The sequence below is a fragment of the Ruegeria sp. BC1 genome (genome assembly GCF_056539305.1).
Genome location: NZ_JBQFUT010000006.1, coordinates 1 through 19,814, shown reverse-complemented (window position 1 = coordinate 19,814; position 19,814 = coordinate 1). Strand labels below are relative to the sequence as shown.

At 58.0% G+C, this 19,814-nt stretch carries 18 protein-coding genes; 14 read left to right on the top strand and 4 right to left on the bottom strand.

Features of this window, described 5'->3' with window-relative positions; translation table 11 throughout:
* The first annotated feature begins 11 nt into the window (after positions 1 to 11).
* The 3 genes from ACR0IY_RS13410 to ACR0IY_RS13400 are packed head-to-tail and all read left to right on the top strand — an operon-like array spanning position 12 to position 3,531.
* Positions 12 to 1,040 carry an ABC transporter permease gene (locus ACR0IY_RS13410; protein WP_480674081.1) on the top strand — a complete coding sequence of 343 codons (1,029 nt, stop codon included), beginning with the start codon at positions 12 to 14 and terminating at the stop codon, positions 1,038 to 1,040.
* The gene (locus ACR0IY_RS13405; protein ID WP_480674079.1) at positions 1,037 to 2,191 is read left to right on the top strand and encodes an ABC transporter permease; all 1,155 of its coding nucleotides are present in this window, start codon (positions 1,037 to 1,039) and stop codon (positions 2,189 to 2,191) included. Before ACR0IY_RS13410 ends, ACR0IY_RS13405 begins: the two co-directional genes overlap by 4 nt.
* Positions 2,188 to 3,531, top strand: a complete 1,344-nt coding sequence (locus tag ACR0IY_RS13400; RefSeq protein ID WP_480674078.1) for a CoA transferase — start codon at positions 2,188 to 2,190, stop codon at positions 3,529 to 3,531. The genes ACR0IY_RS13405 and ACR0IY_RS13400 overlap by 4 nt, the downstream gene beginning before the upstream one ends.
* A gap of 100 nt (positions 3,532 to 3,631) precedes the next feature.
* Here ACR0IY_RS13400 and ACR0IY_RS13395 read toward each other — a convergent pair whose 3' ends face one another.
* Positions 3,632 to 6,004, bottom strand: a complete 2,373-nt coding sequence (locus ACR0IY_RS13395; protein WP_480674076.1) for a mechanosensitive ion channel domain-containing protein — start codon at positions 6,002 to 6,004, stop codon at positions 3,632 to 3,634.
* A 373-nt stretch (positions 6,005 to 6,377) separates the two neighbouring features.
* Here ACR0IY_RS13395 and ACR0IY_RS13390 point away from each other — a divergent pair, with 373 nt between their 5' ends.
* Genes ACR0IY_RS13390 through ACR0IY_RS13360 form a run of 7 tightly spaced genes read left to right on the top strand, consistent with a single transcriptional unit; the run spans position 6,378 to position 12,872 of the window.
* A complete protein-coding gene (locus tag ACR0IY_RS13390) occupies positions 6,378 to 7,592 on the top strand; it encodes a glycosyltransferase family protein (protein WP_480674074.1) in 1,215 nt (404 codons plus the stop codon).
* Positions 7,589 to 8,836, top strand: a complete 1,248-nt coding sequence (locus ACR0IY_RS13385; protein ID WP_480674072.1) for a glycosyltransferase family 4 protein — start codon at positions 7,589 to 7,591, stop codon at positions 8,834 to 8,836. Before ACR0IY_RS13390 ends, ACR0IY_RS13385 begins: the two co-directional genes overlap by 4 nt.
* Positions 8,836 to 9,912 carry a glycosyltransferase family 4 protein gene (locus ACR0IY_RS13380; RefSeq protein WP_480674070.1) on the top strand — a complete coding sequence of 359 codons (1,077 nt, stop codon included), beginning with the start codon at positions 8,836 to 8,838 and terminating at the stop codon, positions 9,910 to 9,912. Before ACR0IY_RS13385 ends, ACR0IY_RS13380 begins: the two co-directional genes overlap by 1 nt.
* Positions 9,909 to 10,493: a histidine phosphatase family protein gene (locus tag ACR0IY_RS13375; protein ID WP_480674068.1), complete on the top strand. Its 585-nt coding sequence runs from the start codon at positions 9,909 to 9,911 to the stop codon at positions 10,491 to 10,493. The genes ACR0IY_RS13380 and ACR0IY_RS13375 overlap by 4 nt, the downstream gene beginning before the upstream one ends.
* The gene (locus ACR0IY_RS13370; RefSeq protein WP_480674066.1) at positions 10,490 to 11,629 is read left to right on the top strand and encodes a glycosyltransferase family protein; all 1,140 of its coding nucleotides are present in this window, start codon (positions 10,490 to 10,492) and stop codon (positions 11,627 to 11,629) included. Before ACR0IY_RS13375 ends, ACR0IY_RS13370 begins: the two co-directional genes overlap by 4 nt.
* Positions 11,626 to 12,399 carry a polysaccharide deacetylase family protein gene (locus ACR0IY_RS13365; protein WP_480674064.1) on the top strand — a complete coding sequence of 258 codons (774 nt, stop codon included), beginning with the start codon at positions 11,626 to 11,628 and terminating at the stop codon, positions 12,397 to 12,399. The genes ACR0IY_RS13370 and ACR0IY_RS13365 overlap by 4 nt, the downstream gene beginning before the upstream one ends.
* Positions 12,396 to 12,872 (top strand): class I SAM-dependent methyltransferase, encoded by a 477-nt coding sequence (locus ACR0IY_RS13360; RefSeq protein WP_480674063.1) that lies wholly within the window; start codon positions 12,396 to 12,398, stop codon positions 12,870 to 12,872. Before ACR0IY_RS13365 ends, ACR0IY_RS13360 begins: the two co-directional genes overlap by 4 nt.
* On the opposite strand, the gene ACR0IY_RS13355 is transcribed toward ACR0IY_RS13360, so the two are convergent.
* A complete protein-coding gene (locus ACR0IY_RS13355) occupies positions 12,873 to 14,012 on the bottom strand; it encodes an alpha-D-ribose 1-methylphosphonate 5-triphosphate diphosphatase (RefSeq protein ID WP_480674061.1) in 1,140 nt (379 codons plus the stop codon).
* A gap of 52 nt (positions 14,013 to 14,064) precedes the next feature.
* Here ACR0IY_RS13355 and ACR0IY_RS13350 point away from each other — a divergent pair, with 52 nt between their 5' ends.
* On the top strand, positions 14,065 to 14,748 hold the full coding sequence (locus ACR0IY_RS13350; RefSeq protein ID WP_480674060.1) for a DUF1045 domain-containing protein: 684 nt from the start codon (positions 14,065 to 14,067) through the stop codon (positions 14,746 to 14,748).
* On the opposite strand, the gene ACR0IY_RS13345 is transcribed toward ACR0IY_RS13350, so the two are convergent.
* Complete coding sequence (locus ACR0IY_RS13345; RefSeq protein ID WP_480674058.1) at positions 14,730 to 15,317, bottom strand: phosphonate metabolism protein/1,5-bisphosphokinase (PRPP-forming) PhnN; 588 nt, start codon at positions 15,315 to 15,317, stop codon at positions 14,730 to 14,732. The genes ACR0IY_RS13350 and ACR0IY_RS13345 overlap by 19 nt on opposite strands.
* A gap of 464 nt (positions 15,318 to 15,781) precedes the next feature.
* Between ACR0IY_RS13345 and phnF the strand changes: the two genes are divergently transcribed.
* Complete coding sequence (gene phnF / locus ACR0IY_RS13340; protein ID WP_480674056.1) at positions 15,782 to 16,492, top strand: phosphonate metabolism transcriptional regulator PhnF; 711 nt, start codon at positions 15,782 to 15,784, stop codon at positions 16,490 to 16,492.
* A 126-nt stretch (positions 16,493 to 16,618) separates the two neighbouring features.
* Positions 16,619 to 17,305: a ribulose-phosphate 3-epimerase gene (gene rpe, locus ACR0IY_RS13335; protein ID WP_480674054.1), complete on the top strand. Its 687-nt coding sequence runs from the start codon at positions 16,619 to 16,621 to the stop codon at positions 17,303 to 17,305.
* Positions 17,306 to 17,330: 25 nt separating this feature from the next.
* Here rpe and ACR0IY_RS13330 read toward each other — a convergent pair whose 3' ends face one another.
* Positions 17,331 to 17,996: a cyclic nucleotide-binding domain-containing protein gene (locus ACR0IY_RS13330; RefSeq protein ID WP_480674052.1), complete on the bottom strand. Its 666-nt coding sequence runs from the start codon at positions 17,994 to 17,996 to the stop codon at positions 17,331 to 17,333.
* A gap of 734 nt (positions 17,997 to 18,730) precedes the next feature.
* On the opposite strand from ACR0IY_RS13330, the gene ACR0IY_RS13325 reads away from it, so the two are divergent.
* Positions 18,731 to 19,711 carry a hypothetical protein gene (locus ACR0IY_RS13325; protein ID WP_480674050.1) on the top strand — a complete coding sequence of 327 codons (981 nt, stop codon included), beginning with the start codon at positions 18,731 to 18,733 and terminating at the stop codon, positions 19,709 to 19,711.
* Positions 19,712 to 19,814 lie beyond the last annotated feature (103 nt).

The following is a 19,814-nucleotide window of genomic DNA, read 5'->3' as shown; positions in this document are numbered from 1 at the left end:
GGAGCAGCTAAATGGTTATGCTGCGCTATGCGGTCTATCGCTTTTTCACGATGCTGCTGACGCTGCTTGTGGTGTCGGTTCTGATTTTCGTGATCATCAACCTGCCCCCCGGCGATTACCTCAGCAACCAGATCGCTGAGCTTCAGGCATCCGGGCAATCTGCAGGGGTAGCCAAGGCTGAATTCCTGCGCACAGAATACGCATTGGATCGCCCAATGTGGGAGCAATACCTGATCTGGATAGGGTTCTGGCCCGGTCCGCATGGCTTTGAGGGGCTTTTGCAAGGCAACTACGGCTGGTCTTTCGAGTTCGACCGACCCGTGGCCGAGATCGTAGGCGACACCCTGTGGCTGACGGTTGTTGTCAATCTGGCGGCCATCCTGTTCGTCTATGCCGTGGCTCTGCCCTTGGGTGTCATCGCCGCAGCTCGGTCAAGAACGTGGATCGACTATACTTCGGCCTTTGTCGGCTATCTGGGTCTGGCCACCCCGAACTTTTTGTTGGCACTGATCCTCTTTTATTACGGACACCGCTATTTCAACTTGCCTATCGGCGGCCTGATGGACCCTTCGTTTGAAGGCCAGCCGATGAGCTGGGAGAAGATGAAATCAATCCTCGTCCATCTGATCGTTCCGACCTTTGTCATCGGTACGTCCGGGGCCTCGGCCATGATGCAGCGTCTGCGCGCCAACATGCTGGATGAGCTGGGCAAGCCTTATGTGGAAACCGCCATCGCCAAGGGCATGGCCCCTTCGCGGATGCTGACAAAATACCCGCTGCGCGTGGCCTTTAACCCGTTTGTGGCCGACATCGGCAACCTGCTGCCATCGATGGTCTCGGGGTCCGTTCTGGTCTCGGTCGTGCTGGGCCTGCAAACCATCGGTCCGACCCTGCTGACGGCATTGAAGACGCAGGATCAGTTCCTTTCGGCCTTCATCCTGATGTTCGTGGCCTTGCTGACCCTGATTGGCACCATGATATCCGACATCCTGCTGGTCATGCTCGACCCGCGCATCCGGTACGAGGGGCGTGAAGCATGACCCAACATCCCGACGGTCGCTATGTTGACGACGCCCCGTTCGATCCCGATGCCGCCCTGCAACAGCTTGAACGCGCTGATCTGGACGCACCAAACTGGGTGCTGGTCTGGCGCAAATTCAGGACTCATAAGCTGGGCCTGATCTCGGGCATCTTCCTGCTGATGTGTTACCTGATGCTACCGTTTGCCGGGTTTATCGCACCTTACGGTCCGAATGAACGGAACGGAGAGCATCTCTATGCCCCACCTCAAAGCATAAACTGGTTCTACGAGGGCCAATTCATCGGCCCCTATGTGTTTCCTATCGTGGCTGAGGCCGATCTGGAGACCTTCCAGTGGAAATTTGTGCCCGACACCGAAGACCCGCGCCCGATCCGGTTCTTCTGCCAAGGGTCAGAATACAAGCTGGCCGGTCTGATCAAAACAGATACTCACCTATTCTGCGCCCCCGAGGGCGCGACGCTGTTCCTGTGGGGATCTGACCGCCTTGGCCGAGATGTGTTCAGCCGCATCCTCTATGGCGCACAACTGTCGCTGACCGTCGGTCTGATCGGCATTTCAGTATCGTTCTTTCTGGGTATCATCTTCGGCTCGATGGCTGGATACTTCGGCGGCAAGATCGACTGGGTCATCAACCGCGTTATCGAAATTCTGCGCTCGCTGCCGGAACTACCGCTCTGGCTGGCACTATCGGCGGCGGTACCGTCGAACTGGAGCCCCGTGGCGGTGTTTTTCATCATCTCGATCATCCTCGGGATTCTGGACTGGCCCGGCCTTGCCCGATCCGTGCGCGCCAAATTCCTGTCGCTACGCGAAGAGGAATACGTGCGTGCCGCCGAGATGATGGGCGCAAGTTCAGGCCGGGTGATCCGCAAGCACCTGCTGCCCAACTTCATGTCTCACCTGATCGCCTCAGCCACATTGTCGATACCCGCGATGATCCTCGGGGAAACAGCGCTCAGTTTCCTTGGCCTCGGTTTGCGGGCCCCCGCTGTCAGCTGGGGTGTGATGCTGAACGATGCGCAGAATCTGGCCTCGATCGAAATTTATCCGTGGACGGCTATCCCGATGCTGCCAATCATCGTGGTCGTTCTGGCATTTAACTTCTTGGGCGACGGTTTGCGCGACAGCCTGGACCCGTATCAGCAATGACCCTGCTCTCTGCCCTTCCCGCCTCGGACAGCTATCGGACGACCGGCAAGGGCGCACGGCCCAGCGCGTTTGCGGTATCCGAACTGGCGACAGCAAGCTTCGCGGCGGTCGGTCAGGAATTGGCGCGGCTTGTGGCTGCTCTGAACCTTTCCCCCAAAGCACCCGAGGTTTCAATCGATCATCGTCTGGCCTCGCTCTGGTTCGGGTATTCGTTCAAGCCTGACGGATGGGAGATGCCAAGCCTTTGGGACGCCATCGCCGGAGACTATCAGGCGTCGGACGGGTGGATAAGGTTACACACCAACCTGCCGCGTCACAGGGCAGCCGCCTTGAAAGTGCTAGAGGTAAAAGGCGACCGGGAAACCGTATCGCAAGCTTTGAAGGACTGGGCGATTGCCGACCTGGAAACCGCAATCGTTGCTGAAGGCGGGGTTGCTGCGGCGATGCGCAGCCGAACCGATTGGCTCGACCATCCTCAGGGCCGGGCCGTGTCACGCGACCCGCTGATCGGCTGGCACAGCCCGCGGCACGTCACCTTGCGCGAGCGCCCCAAAGCGACCGCAAGTCGCCCGCTGGCTGGCCTCCGCGTTCTGGACTTCACCCGCGTTCTGGCCGGTCCGGTTTCAACCCGCACACTGGCTGGGTTCGGGGCCGAGGTCCTGCGCATCGACCCGCCGGGGTGGGACGAGCCCGGCGTCATCCCCGATATCTCTCTGGGCAAGCACTGTGCCTATCTGGACCTGAAATCTCAGACCGGACTGGAAACACTGCAGGAGCTGTTGTCGCAGGCCGATGTCTTAGTTCACGGCTATCGCCCTGGCGCATTGGATGCGCTTGGCTTGACAAAGCTCAAACGAGATGAACTGGCGCCGAACCGGGTCGAGGTCACACTGAACGCTTACGGCTGGCAAGGCCCCTGGTCCTCCAGACGTGGTTTTGACAGCCTGGTACAGATGAGCGCAGGCATCGCGGAAGCCGGTCGGGACTGGGCCACTGCCGAAAAACCCACACCGCTGCCGGTTCAGGCCCTGGATCACGCAACCGGTTATCTTATGGCGGCTGCCGTTTTGTCGGCGCTGACTGAGGCTGCATCAGGAAATTCGGTCATGCTTGCCCAACTGTCGCTGGCCCGCACAGCCGAACTATTGGCTGCACTGGCAAAAAACAATGTGGACGACGACATCACAGATGCCCGACCCGAGGATTTTGGCCAGACATCCGAGGTCACGGATTGGGGGCCGGGTCACCGATTGAAACCTGCACTGACAGTGGGCACAGCCGATATGTCCTGGCCCCTGCCCGCCTCAAAACTGGGAACTTCGCAAGCGGTCTGGCCCTAGGTCGCCATCTGATTCATCAGCCGCGCGGAACGCGCGGTCCGGCCCAACCCTTTGGATGGCGTCTCGCCAGAGACGCACACCAATGGGGCGGGAGCCGCCCCTAGCGGTCGTCCCCACCGGGATCGATATCACCCAGCATATCCTCATCTATCGCGGCCTGTACGGCGCCGGTCACGGCCTCGCGCTGCTTTGGCGACAGGTCGTCCGGGTCTTTTCCTTCGGCCAGTCGCACGGTGACTTCACGGTGCGCAAAATTGATGCCTTCCCGGGCGAACAATTCGCGGATATCCTGATACACCTTCTTGCGCACCAGCCACTGATCCCCCGGCTTGGTCATAAACTTGACCCGAATGATCATCGCGGAATCCTGCATTTCGATCACACCCTGCGATTTCAGGGGCTGAATGAAATTGTCACCAATCACCGGATCACTCAGCAACTCCTGACCCAGTTTCTTGATCAGCTTCCGCACCTTTTCGACGTCGGTGTCATAGGTTACTCGCAGGGGCAGTTTCATGATCACCCAGTCACGGGAATAGTTGGTCAGCACCTTGATCTCACCAAAGGGGATGGTGTTCAGCGCGCCCAGATGGTGGCGCAGCTGGAAGGACCGGATCGAGATCTTCTCAACCGTCCCCTTCACATCCCCGATATCAATGTATTCACCTTTGCGGAACGCGTCATCCATCAGGAAGAAGGCCCCCGAAAAAATATCCCGAACCAAAGTTTGCGATCCGAAGCCAACGGCCAGACCAACCACGCCAGCGCCCGCGAACAACGGACTGACATTGATGCCCAGTTCCATCAGCGCGATCAGAACGATCGTGACGACGACAACGGCCAATATCGCGCCTCGGAACAGCGGCAGCAGGGTCGCCAAACGGCTTTGCCCACCCTCGCCACCTTCATCACCCAATTCGGCCTCGGCCCCGCCATCGACAACTTCCTCAGCGATTTTGGAGTCGATCCAGATACGGAAAAAATTGAACATGATGTACCCGATGAATAGGATGACCATCACGTCCAGAGCTCGCTCGACCGGCAGGTCTTCGCTCCAGCTTGCATCTGGGTTCCAGATCACAACCAGCGCATACAACCCTACCACAAAGGCCAAAATCCCTGCCACGCGGCGGGCCAGATCTTCGTAGGTCAAAATAGCGTGTTTGCGCATCTCTGCCTCAGCCGTTTCTACGGTCTCTTCTGGCCTGTCAGAGGCATCGGCTTCGGCGTTGATCTCTTCAATCTGGCGATTGCGTTCGAAATAGCGTTCCAGCAGATAATTCATCGCCCCATAGGCCACGACCACCGACATGAAAATCGCGTAACTGCTGGCCACGATGGGGATTGAGTTTTCGTTCTCGAGGACAAGGTCGACCGCCAGCTTGAACCAGCTGAATACGATGTACACGATGAGAACGGGCGCCCAGGCAAAGGATATGAACCGCAGTATCCACGACACCTGATCAGGTGCCCGTCCACCACGGATAGCGTTAGAAATGGCACGCGCGTTGAACAAGATCATCAGCACGTTGCCCAGCGCACCAAACATGGTCAGACCGCCATAGACCATTGCATAGACGTTATAGTTCAACCCGAAATCAGCGACCCATGTCGAAAACAGCACGACCGAGATGTCATACGTTGCAAGTGCCGACGCCCAGAAATACAGCCGCTTCGCATCCCTGTCGGAAAAGGGTGGCAGGCGGTATTGGCTCAGATAAGGCGACAGAACCATTCGCCACAGGTCCGAGACCGTGCGCGACAGAAAGAACGCTGTGAAGATCGCCGTGACGGTGAACTGGATCGATAAATCTTCCGCCTCGCCAAAAAACAGATATCCGACGATCAGCGCCATAAGCATCGCAAAGATCGTGGCCCCGAAGCCCATGAAAAAGCGGAACACCAGAAACGGCATCTTTTCGCGATAACCCTGCGGGTCTTCCTTGGACCGCGCCACAACAAGATTCTTGGCCATGCGCTTGCCGTAAATCTCGGTGGACAACCAGCGCCCAAGCAATAGGAACAAAATGTTCCAGAACAGTACCTCGACATAGGTCTGTATCCGGCCATCCGGGCTGGTCTGACGCAAGATGTATTTCACCTCGAAGATGGAATAGGGCAAGGCCTCCAACCTCGATGCCAGCGACTCGCGGAATTTCGACAGACGCTCCTGTGCTTTCATCAATTGCGACCCGTCGCCCATCGGATCGATTGGCTGACCGGCTTCGGTGTTGGTTTCCCCGCCCGAACTGACAACCCGCCCCGCGCTGTCAATGACAATCACGCTTGCCCCTGCCTCGGTCGCGGCCTGTATTGCGGCGGCCAGATCGCCATCCTGACTGGTGTCGGCAGTGGCGTCTGTACCCGAAGTATACCCAGGGATAAGTGAGGTCTGCGCCGCCGCGCCAGCGACGTAGGCTACCGTGAATGCCCAGATCATCAGGGCTATTCCAGCAAAAAGCTTGAGTTTCATCGAGATTTCTATCCAATTCGCGTGTCGCGCCACAGGTTAATGAAGCACCTGACGGTATTCAATTATTCAGCCTTTCGCTTTTCAAGATCGTGTTATTGCGTGTTCCCGTTGCAATGCTGGTGATAACGGTGTTTCCAACCTTGAAAAAACTGAATATGACCTTCACGGAAAATGGGTAAGAGTGGTAAAGTCGACAGCATGCTCGGCAGGCGTGAAGAGGCCCCGGAAACCCCGGTCAATTGGATGTTGCCAAATCGCAATGCTTGTTGAATTTGCGGGTTCTCAGCCCCCCCTTTGGCAAGCGCCCACAAAGAATATACGATATTGGGTGTAAACGCGCGGAAGTACACCGGGAAACACGACAGGCGAAGGCATGAGCCTAGGAATACAAAACGACACCACCGGCCGGGCGCCGCGCATATTGCTCTACAGCCACGACACATTCGGGTTGGGGCATCTGCGCAGATCGCGCGCTTTGGCTGCGGCCATCACACAGGCAAACCCGCACGCATCCGCCCTGATTCTCACCGGCTCGCCGGTGGCTGGTCGGTTTACGTTTCCTCGTCGGGTCGATCATGTGCGCCTGCCGGGTGTGACCAAACGATCTGACGGCTCATATGCGGCACGGACGATCGGCATGGGAATTGAAGAGGTGACCGAGCTTCGCTCGGGCCTGATCCAAACCGCCGTTCAGCAATTCGACCCGGACGTTCTGATCGTGGACAAGGAACCCACCGGTTTTCGCGGGGAACTGCTTCCTACGTTGGAAAACCTGCTGCGGTCGCAACGCACCAAGCTGGTTCTGGGCCTGCGGGACGTGCTGGACGAACCCGAAGTTCTGGCCGCCGAGTGGGCGCGAAAAGACGCCCTGGAAGCAACCGAAAAGTTCTATGACGAGATTTGGGTCTATGGCCTTCGGTCCATCTATGATCCGACCAAGGGTTTACCTCTCAGTGCCGCAGCGCAGGAGCGTATGCACTGGACGGGATATTTGCGTCGCGATCTTGGTCCAGTGGGTGAGCCACCTGAACAACCCTACATCCTGATCACACCTGGCGGTGGTGGTGATGGCAAGGCGATGGTGAACCTTGTCCTGTCCGCCTATGAAAAGGATCCGAACCTATCGCCGCGGGCCGTGCTGGTCTATGGCCCCTTTCTGTCCGGCGAGCTGCGAGAGGAATTCGAGGCGCGCGTTGCCGCTTTGGACGGGCGCGTGACGGCAGTTGGCTTTGAATCGCAAATCGAAACCCTGTTTGCGGGCGCCGCAGGGGTGGTCTGCATGGGCGGCTATAACACGTTTTGCGAAGTTCTCTCGTTCGACAAGCGTGCCGTCATAGTTCCACGCACAACTCCGCGGCTGGAACAATGGATACGGGCCTCGCGCGCTGAAGGGCTGGGGCTTGTTCGGATGCTGGATGAATACAGCGCCGGATTGACACCCGACGCGATGATCGAAGCCATCCGAAACCTTCCTCGTCAGCCCCTGCCGTCCGAGGCCATTCAGGACGGGCTGCTGGATGGTTTGGATTACGTCATCGAACGCATTGACGCTCTGCTGAGCAGGGAACAGGAACGGGCCACCGGATGACCGAAACCCAGCCGAAACTGGCGGTGTTGGTCAAAGGGTGGCCGCGCCTGTCCGAGACGTTCATTGCGCAGGAACTTGTTGCCCTGCAGGAGGCCGGTCACCGCTTTGACATCTGGTCTTTGCGCCATCCAACGGATGTAAAGCGCCACCCGTTGCACGACCGGTTCCGCGGTCAGGTGCATTATCTGCCTGAATACCTTTACGAAGAACCGCAGCGCGTCTGGGCCGCACGCGAAATCGCTCAGAGCCTGCCCGGCTATGCCGAGGCCTACCGGGTGTGGCGCGCCGATCTACGCCGCGATCCGACGCACAACCGCATCCGCCGATTTGGTCAGGCCTGTGTTCTGGCTGCGGAATTGCCCCAAGTGACGCAGGTAATGTATGCGCATTTCATGCACACCCCGTCCTCGGTCGCCCGGTACGCCGCGATCATGCGTGGCCTGCCATGGAGTTTTTCGGCCCACGCCAAGGATATCTGGACCTCGCCTGATTGGGAAAAAAGCGAAAAGTTGCATGCCAGCACACATGGCGCAGCTTTTGGCGCGACCTGCACCGCCATTGGCGCCGAACATTTGCGCAGTCTGGCGGATGATCCTACGCGTATTGATCTGATCTATCACGGACTGGACCTGAGCCGTTTCCCTGCACCGCCCGACCGTGCGCCGCGCGCAGCGGACGGGCCGTTTCTTATGTTGTCTGTGGGCCGCCTGGTCGAGAAGAAAGGCTTTGACCGCCTGATCGACGCCTTTGCTTTGCTACCAGAGTCTCTCGACTGGCATTGGACGCATATCGGGGGTGGAAAACTCGGCGGTATCCTACGTGACCGGGCCGAGGCCGCTGGCCTTTTGCACCGGATCACCTGGAAAGGGGCCTGTGATCAGCCCGAGGTTATCGCTGCAATGCGCGATGCCAACCTTTTTGTTTTGCCCAGCCGAATTGCCGCAGACGGAGATCGCGACGGACTACCAAACGTACTGATGGAGGCTGCGTCGCAGCTGTTACCGATCCTGTCGACGCCCGTGTCTGCGATCCCGGAGTTCATCGAAACGGGCACGCACGGGGTGCTGTCTGATGACGCCCCTTCGGCGTTGGCAGCGGCCATGACACGTTTGGCCGCTGATCCTGCCAAAACCGCGTCCATGGCCTCGGCTGCGTATGACCGGCTGATTGCCGAGTTTCGCATGGACCCAGGCATCGCCCGGCTGTCCGAACGATTGCGAGCGCTGGGCGCGGATGCAAGCTAATGGTCCGGATCGCCTTTTACACACCGATGAAAGCGCCTGACAGCGCGGTGCCTTCCGGGGATCGCGAAATGGCCCGTAACCTGATGCAGGCCATCGCGGCGCAGGGCGACACTGTCGAGCTGGCATCCCGGCTACGCGTGTATGACAAGGTCGGAGATGCGCAGGTGCAAAGCGCCCTGCGAACCGAGGCTGACGCAGAGGTGCGCCGTCTGATCACGAACATGCCAACGGATACCGGGCTGTGGGTGACTTATCACAACTATTACAAAGCGCCTGACCTGCTAGGGCCGCGTGTAAGCAAAGCCCGGGGCATTCCCTACATCCAATTGGAAAGCACTCGCGCGACCAGCCGCTTGAACGGCCCCTGGGCCAGGTTTGCCGAGGCCGCGCATGACGCTTGTGATGCAGCACAGGTGATCTTTTATCATACCGCCAATGATCTGATCACGCTAAAGCGGGAGCGTTTCGGCGACCAAAGCCTAGTCGAACTGCCCCCCTTTCTTCCTATATCAGACTTGCCGCCTGCGTCGTCCTGCGATGGTCCGATGCTTACCGTTGGCATGATGCGGCATGGCGACAAGCTGGCCTCATACACCATTCTCGCACAAGCGTTGGCGCAACTGGACGGCAACTGGGCGCTCAACATCGCAGGCGACGGACCTGCACGCCCCGAGGTCGAGGCGTTGATGGCCCCGTTCGGTGCCAAGGTTCGGTTTCTGGGCCAATGTGATCGCGACACCTTGCAAGATTTGTACGGTGCGGCCTCGGCTCTGGTCTGGCCTGGCGTCAACGAGGCCTATGGCATGATCTACCTTGAGGCGCAGGCCAGTGGCGTTCCCGTTGTCGCGCAGGATCGGCCGGGCGTTCGCGACGTGCTGAACCCGTCTGATTATCCCTCTGTCGATGCAGGTCCCACAGGGCTGGCCTTGAGGATGCACACTTTGCTAAATAACCCGTCTCTCCGCCTGTCTTTAGGCACACAGGCGCGGGCAAGGATTGCCGAACGCCACCTTAAGCCGGGCGCGACCGAACGGTTCTGGCAGGTCGCTCGGCCATTGGTGGAGGGTATTCGATGACTAAACTGGCTCTGCTCCGACACGGCCACACCGAGTGGAACCGGGCTGGCCGCATTCAGGGGCGCAGCGATATCCCGCTGGATAACGACGCCCGGTCGGAACTTGCGGCGTCGCAACTGCCTGCACCGTGGAATGAGGCTGCGCTCTGGTCCAGCCCATTGCTGCGCGCCAGTGAAACCGCGCGGCTGGTGGCAGGGCGTGATCCCCTGACCTCGGACGCGCTAACGGAAATGAACTGGGGCGACTGGGAAGGATTACGGGGGGTCGACCTGATTGCCGACCCGAACAGCGGGTACCGCCATATCGAAGATTGGGGCTGGGCATATCGCCCCCCAAACGGGGAAAGCCCGGCCGAGGTCTGGGCCCGTCTGCAACTCTGGCTGGAAAACCTGACCTCTGACACGGTTGCCGTCTGCCACATCGGCATCATGCGGGTCATTCTGGCACGTGCCTGGGGATGGGGCTTCGCGGGGCCAGCCCCCTTCAAAATCAAACGCAACCGCCTTTACATTGTTGATATTCCCACGATGACTCCCCTGCCCGACCCTGTCCGCCTGCTGAGACCCGAGGTTCCTCAATGAAAGTGATGATCGTTGTCACGCACTTGCTGGGCACAGGACATCTGAGCCGGGCTTTAACGTTGGGGCGATCCTTCCTGCAAAAGGGCCATGAGGTCTTTGCCATCTCGGGCGGGATGCCCGCCCCACAACTGGACAGCGCGGGCATGACCCTTTTGGGATTGCCACCGCTCCGGTCGGACGGCACTAACTTTACGCGGCTTTTGACACAGACAGATACCGTCGCCGACGTGGATTACCTGAAAGCACGTGAAACCGCACTGGTTCAGGCGGTACAAAGTTTCGCGCCCGATGTTCTCATCACTGAATTGTTCCCTTTTGGTCGCCGCTCTTTGACCGCCGAGTTCACTGCTGCGTTGGAGGCCGCGCACGCGCTACCACGCCGCCCCCTTATCCTAGGGTCGATCCGGGACATCCTCGCGCCGCCTTCGAAACCATCAAAGGCGGAACGCGCGGAAGAGATCGTCTGCCGTTTTTACGATGGTATCCTTGTACATTCGGACCAAAGTGTCGTTCCGCTGGACATCAGCTGGCCGGTCACGGATCGCCTGCGACAGAAGTTGCACTATACGGGCTTTGTCGCCCCTGCCGCCCCGACACCGCACCCGGATGGGGTCGGCCAAGACGAAATTCTGGTCAGCGCAGGCGGTGGATCAGTAGGTCAACCGATCTTTCGCGCAGCCATCGAGGCCGCACAAAAGATGCCCAACAAGCGCTGGCGCCTGTTGGTGGGTGGACAAGACGCTCGGGCGCGCATTGACGAGCTACATCAGATGGTCGGCGATGCACGGGTAACACTGGAACCGGTACGCCCGGATTTCCGCCAGATGCTGCCCCTTGCGGCAGCGTCCGTCAGTATGTGCGGCTACAACACCGCATTGGATATCCTGCAATCAGGAACCCCTGCCGTATTCATTCCTTTCGACGACGGGAACGAAGTCGAACAGGGCCTGCGCGGAAAAAGCCTTTCGGACTTGCCTGCAATTGACGTACTGCCCAGCAAGACCCTGAATGGTGATACCTTGGCCCGCGCGGCCGCGGCGGTGATGTCTGATGGCCCGCGCCCCATCCCGGATCGGGGCTTCGGCGGAGCTGTCAGATCGGTCGAGATCGCAATGTCCCTGCGAGCGCGCGCATGACAGCAGACTGGCGCCATCTGGAAATCGAACTGGACATCTGGCATTCGCAAGGTCTGAGGCTGCCCCTTTGGTGGCGCGATGACGACGCCATCGCGGAAACCCCCCAGCTTAAGAGGCTTTCAGAACTATCCGAATCCCTCAACCTGCCTGTTCATCTGGCAATCATTCCCCGCGATGCCGATGCCGGAATGGCGGATCACGTCTCGCATTACCCGCAGCTCATCCCTGTGGTGCACGGCTGGGCGCATTCCAACCATGCGCCACCTGACGAAAAGAAATCCGAATTTCGTTTGCATCGACCCATGGTTGATATTCTCGCCGATGCACGTTCGGGCCGAGAGCGATTGCATTCGCTGTTCGGTGACAGGCTTTGCCCGATGTTTGTGCCGCCCTGGAACCGCATCGCACCCGAGGTTGTTCACGAATTGCCCCGCCTTGGGTTTCACATCCTTTCGACAGCGACGCCGCGCCAGACGCGAATACCCGCCCCCGGATTGGAACAGGTCAATACTCACCTGGACCCAATCGACTGGCGCGGAACCCGGGGGCTGATCGATGCGGATACGTTGATCACGCAAACGGCAGACCTGCTGCGGGACCGGCGCGAGGGGCGGACCGACAACGCCGAACCCTTCGGCGTCTTGACCCACCATCTGGTCCATGATCAAGACATCTGGACCTTTACCGAAGACCTGCTGCGCAGGTTGCTGGACGGGCCTGGTTTTGTCTGGACCGCACCAGTACCTGTACCGACCGGAGACCCTGAATGAGCCGACTGGATTCCATGCTGCGCCGCCTGACGGCACAACGCGACGGATTGAACTGGGCGGTGGCCCAAATCAGAGATATGTCTGGCGACGTTCTGGATATGGGCCTGGGTAACGGCCGCACCTACGACCACCTGCGTGAAATCCTGCCGGAGCGGCGTATCTGGGTAATGGATCGGGTGCTGCAATGCCATCCATCCAGCACACCACCTGCCGAGGATTTTCTGCAGGGCGAGGCCGAACCCATGCTGGAAAAGCTGGCACAGGGCGGGCCGAAAATTACGATGGCGCATTACGATTTCGGGCGCGGCATCAAGGATGAAGACGTGGCCGAAGCGGCCCGCCTCAGCCCTTTGATTGCTAGTGTCATGTTGCCCGGAGGGTTGCTGATTTCGGGTCAACCTTTGGTCGGATTTCAACAGATCAATGGCCCGGACACCATCGCACCTGACCGATATCTGTTCTATCGGGCCTGATCAGGCCACGCGCCGCCCACGTGACCAGACGCCATTCAGTGCCGGAGTGCCCTCGTGCACGCGAAACCTGATGACATCTGCGCGCTTACCTGTCCGCAGTTCTCCTCGGTCCTCCAGCCCGACAGCCTGCGCGGGTGTCGCCGTAACAGCCCGCAGACCACGCGCAATGTCACCCCATCTTTCGCCAAGCCGAACAGCGGAAAGTAAAAGGGCAGCCGGAACATAATCCGACGACAGAATGTCGAGATGCCCCAGATCGGCCAGTTCTTGCGCGGCGACATTCCCCGAGTGCGACCCGCCCCGGATCAAATTCGGCGCTCCCATCATCACCTTGATCCCGTGATCGTGGCAGGCGCGGGCAGCCTCGACAGTGGTGGGGAATTCGGCCAGCCGGATTCCATGACCTGCGGACACGCGAACCTGTTCTTGTGTGGTGTCATCATGACTGGCCAGCATCGCACCGAAACGTCTGGCCGCCTTCACGGTCTCAACCTCATGCTGATCCCCCTTTTGGTCCCGCATTGCCTTGAGATCCGCAACATGCTGCAGGAAACCATCTCCCTCCAAACCCAGCTTTCCTTTCAGATACCCTTCGAGCGTCGAAAGGTCCCGAAACTGCCGCTGCCCCGGCGTATGATCCATCAGTGACACCAACCTGACCCGGTCTTCAGGGCCAAACTCATTCAGTTCCTCAACAAGTGTTTCGGAACACACCTCGGCCCGCAGGTGCAGGAAATGACTGATCTTCAGGGCATTCTGCTCGCGCAATTGCCACAGCTTGCTGGAAAGGGCCCGTGCATATCTCTGATAACGCTGTCCTGATGGGATAGACCCCACACGCATCGCATCGAATACGGTGGTGATCCCGGTACTCGCCAGTTCGGCATCGTGGGCCAGAATAGCCGCCGTGTGAGGCCAATCTACCTTGGGGCGTGGTTGAATGTGCCGTTCCAGATTATCGGTGTGCATCTCGACCAGACCGGGGCATACATAATCGCCTTGGCAATCGATCGCGCCCTCTGGCACCGCCTTGCCAGTCGCAACCTCAGATATGGTTTCCCCAACAATCCGTAGGCTGCCGGAAACTGTCTCATCCGAAAGAACAAGCGTAGCATTGGCAAGGATCAATTCTTCTGTCATCTGAACCTCACACGGTTTGGGCTATTGGCTGGGCCACGTACAGGAGGCCAATGTGACATTCTCGCGATACGCGGTCTATTTCGCGCCACCGGCAAATGCCGAATGGACAAAATTTGCGACCAGCTGGCTGGGTTGGAATATGGAAACCGGGCAAATGGTTCCGCATCCGGTCATTGAAGGTATCGACATTGCCGCCGTGACCGATGTGCCGCGAAAATACGGATTGCACGCAACCCTGAAGCCGCCGTTTCGTCTGAAGCCGGGTCAGTCGATGGATGGACTTGCAGAGGCCTGCGCACGGCTTGCAGAAACCCAGCCACCAGTGACTCTGGTTGGATTGGAGATCGCACGCCTGGGACGTTTTCTGGCCCTGCGCCCGCTTGGGGATGAGGTCGGCGTGAACGCCCTGGCCGCTGCCTGCGTACGCGATCTGGACAATTTTCGCGCCCCCGCCTCCGCAGCTGAGCTTGATCGCCGCCGCGCCTCTGGCCTGACCGTCGAGCAAGACACAAATCTTGCGAAGTGGGGGTATCCTTATGTGATGGAATCGTTCCGTTTCCACATCACGCTCAGCAGCAGGCTTAAAAAGCCAACGCTTGCGACGGTTCACGCCGCGTTGCAATCGCAGCTTGACCCGTTGCTGCCCGAACCTTTCCAGATCAACGACCTGGCCCTGGTTGGTGAGGCCGATGACGGTCGGTTCCACCTGATCCATCGCTACAGCCTGTCCGGTTGAAGCCTGGCGAGAATTGCGTCGACTGTCTCATCCAGTAGGCCCGAATTGTCGATCTCGATCACGCGAGATAATCCGTTCGGCAATAAGGCCCCGGCACGCTCCAGCCGCCGCGCCTGTTCAGTGGCGCTCTCTCGTCCGCGAGCAGACAGGCGGTACGCCAAAACATCTGGGGTGGCAGTCAATGAGATCACGATCATGTCACCGAACACCTCCTGCGCCTGCAACAAGACTGATCGGGACAGGTTCACAAATACCAAGTCGGCGGTGCGCCTCAGGTCTTCGATACTGCTAGGCACACCGTAGAAAAGACCGTGTGCGGCCCAGTGCAACGCAAAGTACCGCTCCGCGACCATCTGCCGAAATTCTGTGACAGACACTCGGTCAAAATCTTCCCCTTCTTCACCGTCAGGACGTGTGATCACCCGACGTACGGATCGAAAACCGGCAGAGCGGGCCTCTAATGCCGCCATCACGCTGTCCTTGCCTACCCCCGACGGACCCACAAACGCAATGACCGGTGCAAGGCCCGACATCTGGCGCCCGAGAGGCGTTACCTGATATCTCGGCACACCCTGCCCCCTTAGAAAGGTTCGGCGGATCATACGCTTGGTTTGTTCACCCAAATATGCGAAGTTACTGCCATTCATTTTAAGTATCTTTTTGTTTTCTGGTGTGTTTATGGACCTATTCGTAATTGGCGCGGTCATTTTGACCATTTTGCTTTATGTTTGCTGGCAAATTCGTCACGCGAAACGGCGACGACGGGCCATGCGCAGAGACCCGACTGGTGAATGGGCGTCGGTTGGAGCATCTTCGGCCACGCGCGAACCCATCCAAGACAGGACCAATCGGCAAATGTTCGCGCAGGAGCGGACCGGGAAGCCGACCTAGTAGACCCATTCCACAGCCACCGTTGGTGTGATCTGCCATCGAACCCTCTTGGACAAGTTGTCTGTATATACTATACAACTAGACAAATATTACGATTTACGAGAATGCTTCGCAACCCGATGCACAGTGGAAGACTGACGACATGAGGAAATCTCCTGTCTGGAAAAGTATCGCGCTCAGCCTGACCGAGGACATCGCCGAAGGCCGCTACAATACCGGCAACAGGCTACCGAGCGAAGCTCAGCTGGCGGCCCGATACGGCGTAAACAGGCATACGGTGCGTCGGGCGTTGTCGGATATGGCCGAGCAAGGGCTGGTGCATTCCAGGCGCGGTGCGGGCGTTTTTGTGGCCGCGCGGCCCACTGATTACCCGATCGGAAAGCGAGTCAGATTCCATAAGAACATTTCAGTCAGTGGCAGAATCCCGGGCAAGAAAATACTTTCGCTGACCACTCGTGTGGCCGACGATGCGGAAGCCGAAGCGTTACAACTTGCGCCGGGCGACCCCGTTCACATCTACGACGGTTTATCTTTGGCTGACGGTCAGCCCATCGGTCTGTTCCAGAGCATATTTTCGGCAAATCGCCTGCCGGGCATATTGGAGGCACTGAAGGAGACCCAGTCCGTAACCAAGGCACTGCAAAGCTGTGGTGTCACAGATTACACCCGCATTTCCACCCGTCTGACCGCCCGAGCTGCAACAGCAACGCAGGCGCTTCATCTGCGATTGCCTGAAGGCGCGCCAGTATTGTTTTCATCTGGGGTCAACGCTGACATGGTAGGCGTTCCCGTTGAGTATGGCCGTACGGTATTTGCCGGAGAGCGTGTCACGTTGACTCTAAACGCCGATTAAGCGGCTGTATCGAAGGCACGCAGTAGAAGTGAAAGATATGTACCTGCGAGGGAAACGTGGGGGCTACCCATCGGTACCCCACGCGGGTATACGCGACCGCGACACTCCAGCTGATACGAGGCCAGAATGAGCTTTGACCGCACCATCAAGATCGCTCCGTCGATCCTGTCCGCCGATTTCGCCAATTTCGGACAAGAGATCCAGGCTATTGAAGCCCAGGGCGCCGATTGGGTCCATGTTGACGTGATGGACGGGCATTTTGTTCCGAACCTGACCTTTGGACCGCCTGCCGTCAAAGCGTTCCGTCCGCATGTTAAAACGGTGATGGACGTACATCTGATGATCACTCCGGTCGATCCTTACATCCAAGCTTACGCAGACGCTGGCGCGGACATCCTGACCGCACATGTCGAGGCCGGGCCGCATACACACCGCACGCTGCAAGCCATTCGAGCCGCTGGAATGAAGGCCGGTGTTGCGCTGAACCCTGGCACCCCGGCTGAAGCGGTCGAACATCTTCTGGACCTGACAGATCTGGTGTGCGTCATGACCGTGAACCCCGGTTTCGGCGGCCAGAAATTCATTGACATGACCAGCAAAGTCCGCCGCCTGCGCGAGATGATCGGGGACCGCCCCGTCCACATCGAAATCGACGGTGGTGTCGATCCGCAGACCGCGCCTTTGGTCGCGGCAGCAGGAGCAGACGTTCTGGTCGCGGGATCCGCTGTATTCAAAGGCGGTTCGGTATCTCAGCCTGAGGTCTACGGCGAAAACATCCGCGCCGTTCGGACAGCCGCTGAATCAGCACTGTAAGGGTACGGCGAACGCCATCTGAACCTTATGGAATCTGCACTCTGGCGGATTGCAGGAAACGCGATATCTCGAGCCCGAGGCTGGCTTCAATTGAAATCGCCAGCTCGGGCTTTTTATTTAGTTCGGCATTCAAGTCCGACATGTCCCACACGATGACGCGGGACGGCTTCAACGCGGTCACAGTTACCGGAGCGGCAAACCCGTCCTTCTTGCTCAAAAAGGCTGTTCCGCCCAGAAAACGGCATTCACCCAATGTGTCGATCCTTTCGCCGTTCATCTCAACCTCAACCTCACCGTTCACGATAAGCGAGAGGCATGGAACAGGTTTGCCCTGGGTCAAAAGCTGTTCCCCAGCGTGAACGGTCTTCGACACTCCCATTCTGAGCAAATTATAGGCCTCACGTTCGGTGAAATTACGCAAAGCGGTCTCATACAGATGCCGTTCGGTATCCGTAAACGGCACGGGGCGGCGTTCGAGCAACAGGCGAACGATCCAAAAAATGTTGATCCCGGTGAAGAACAGGTTCCATCCTATAGGAGCCCAGAGCGGGTCACTTTGCAGATAGTAGTATGGCAGCAGGATCAGCGCACCGATCACAGACAGAACACGCAGCCAAAAGATGTCTCTTACCGAGTATGAAATCAGGTAAAAAATATTTGCTGCGTTGACCAACAGGTCCAATCCCACCATACCCAAACCTCGTCAGCTATGCGCGCTGAAAGGTGTCAGCCACGCTCTAAAAGGTGCATGGTGAGTTTAGCCACTCAATCCTCAGCTGTGGAAGGCTTTGGCAAAATTGCATTTGTGACGGTCGCAAACCCGTGATGCGGACCCCGTCGGCTTAGGCCGATTTGGCCAAGTCCGTCAGGTATGTAATCTGATCGGTTTTTTGATTTTTTCCCACCCCAGGCGGTTGAGTGCCCTCTTTAGTCAAGTTGTCATCGTCACTCAGAAACGCCGCCTGCATATCGTCCAAATCGCCACTGTGCAGGAAACGCGTGCTGTTCTGTACAAACTGAAACCCAAACATTGTCTACTCCGTCTTTCCTCCCTCGGCGCGCCAACCCACTGGAAACACAGAGGATTGTCGCGGCATAACGGGTACGATTGCAACTGGTGAACAAGTGCCAACGTTCGGAAATCTCACGAAACCGAGTTCGGCGTATTCTTGTATCCTCTGAAAGATAGAGACGAAGTTTTGCTTTGGGATGGAGGAGAAATTAATCTGCATTTACAGTGGCGCGGTCAATATGATCACCACAGACAAACGACTGGCCGCTGGTCAAAGCCGCCGCTCCGCCACGGGCGCTTCCACATCATATATGCCGTCCAGCGCGCCCCAAACTTCGGGGTAGTAAACGCGACCCGCTGGCGTTTAAAACGTGATACAAGCCCCAAAAGAAAAAGCAGGACAGAGCAGTGTCATGAAGTTCCGCATCATTTCCCCGGCCATAGTCACAGGTGGGCCGGAGCTTTTGCATCAATTGTGCGCGGAACTCAGCGGTTTGGGCTTCGACGCGGCAATGTGCTATACGCCTTTCGGCGAACAGCTTGAGACGCCAGAGGCATTCAGCAAATATAACGTCTCGCAGGCAGAGTTTGAGGATAGCGATGATGTTGTTTTCATCATCCCGGAATCCAGAACCGGCCTGATTGAATACATCAATCACGCGCAATCAATGATCTGGTGGCTATCGGTCAATAATTACACCGCGCGGAAACCGTTCAACTATGATCGCGGAACGAGGAGAACTCCTCTCAACCGCGGGCTGCGGCATCGCATCCCATTGGATCGCCTTAAGAACTATGACCTCGTTCACCTGAGCCAGAGCCACTATTCCACCGATTTTTTGGCAAGGCACGGAATTCCAAGCCTTCCTTTGGGCGACTACGTAAACGAAGAGTTTTTGCAGAACTCTGACCTCCGAGTGGAAGTAAAGACAGATACGATTGCCTATAATCCCAAAAAAGGCCTGCGGCAGACGCGGATGTTGATGAAACGTTGGCCCGAATTTGAATGGGTGCCTTTGGTCGATCTGACGCGCTTGGAAATGCTCGAACGCCTGCGCACCACAAAACTGTATGTCGACTTTGGTGCACACCCCGGTAAGGATCGAATACCGCGAGAGGCGGCCATAAGCGGCGCGTGTGTTTTAACCGGGCTGGAAGGCTCTGCAGCCAATCCGATCGACGTGTCAATTCCCAGAAAATATAAGTTTGACCACCGGCACCCAGATTTTTCTGACAACTTTGGGGCGATCGTACAGGACATCTTCAAGAACTATCAGGTTCATTGTGATGCCTTCGAGCCCTACAGGACCAACATAAAACGCGAACACGAAGAGTTTCGACTGCAGACGCGGGCTCTTTTCGAAGGGCTTTCGTTTTCCAAGGAAAGCGCCTGAGAGACACCAGGGTTCCAACAAAAAGGGCGCCCGAGAGGCGCCCTTTTCACGAGTTGTCGCGGTTGCGGCTTACTCGATGATTTTCGACACAACGCCGGCGCCG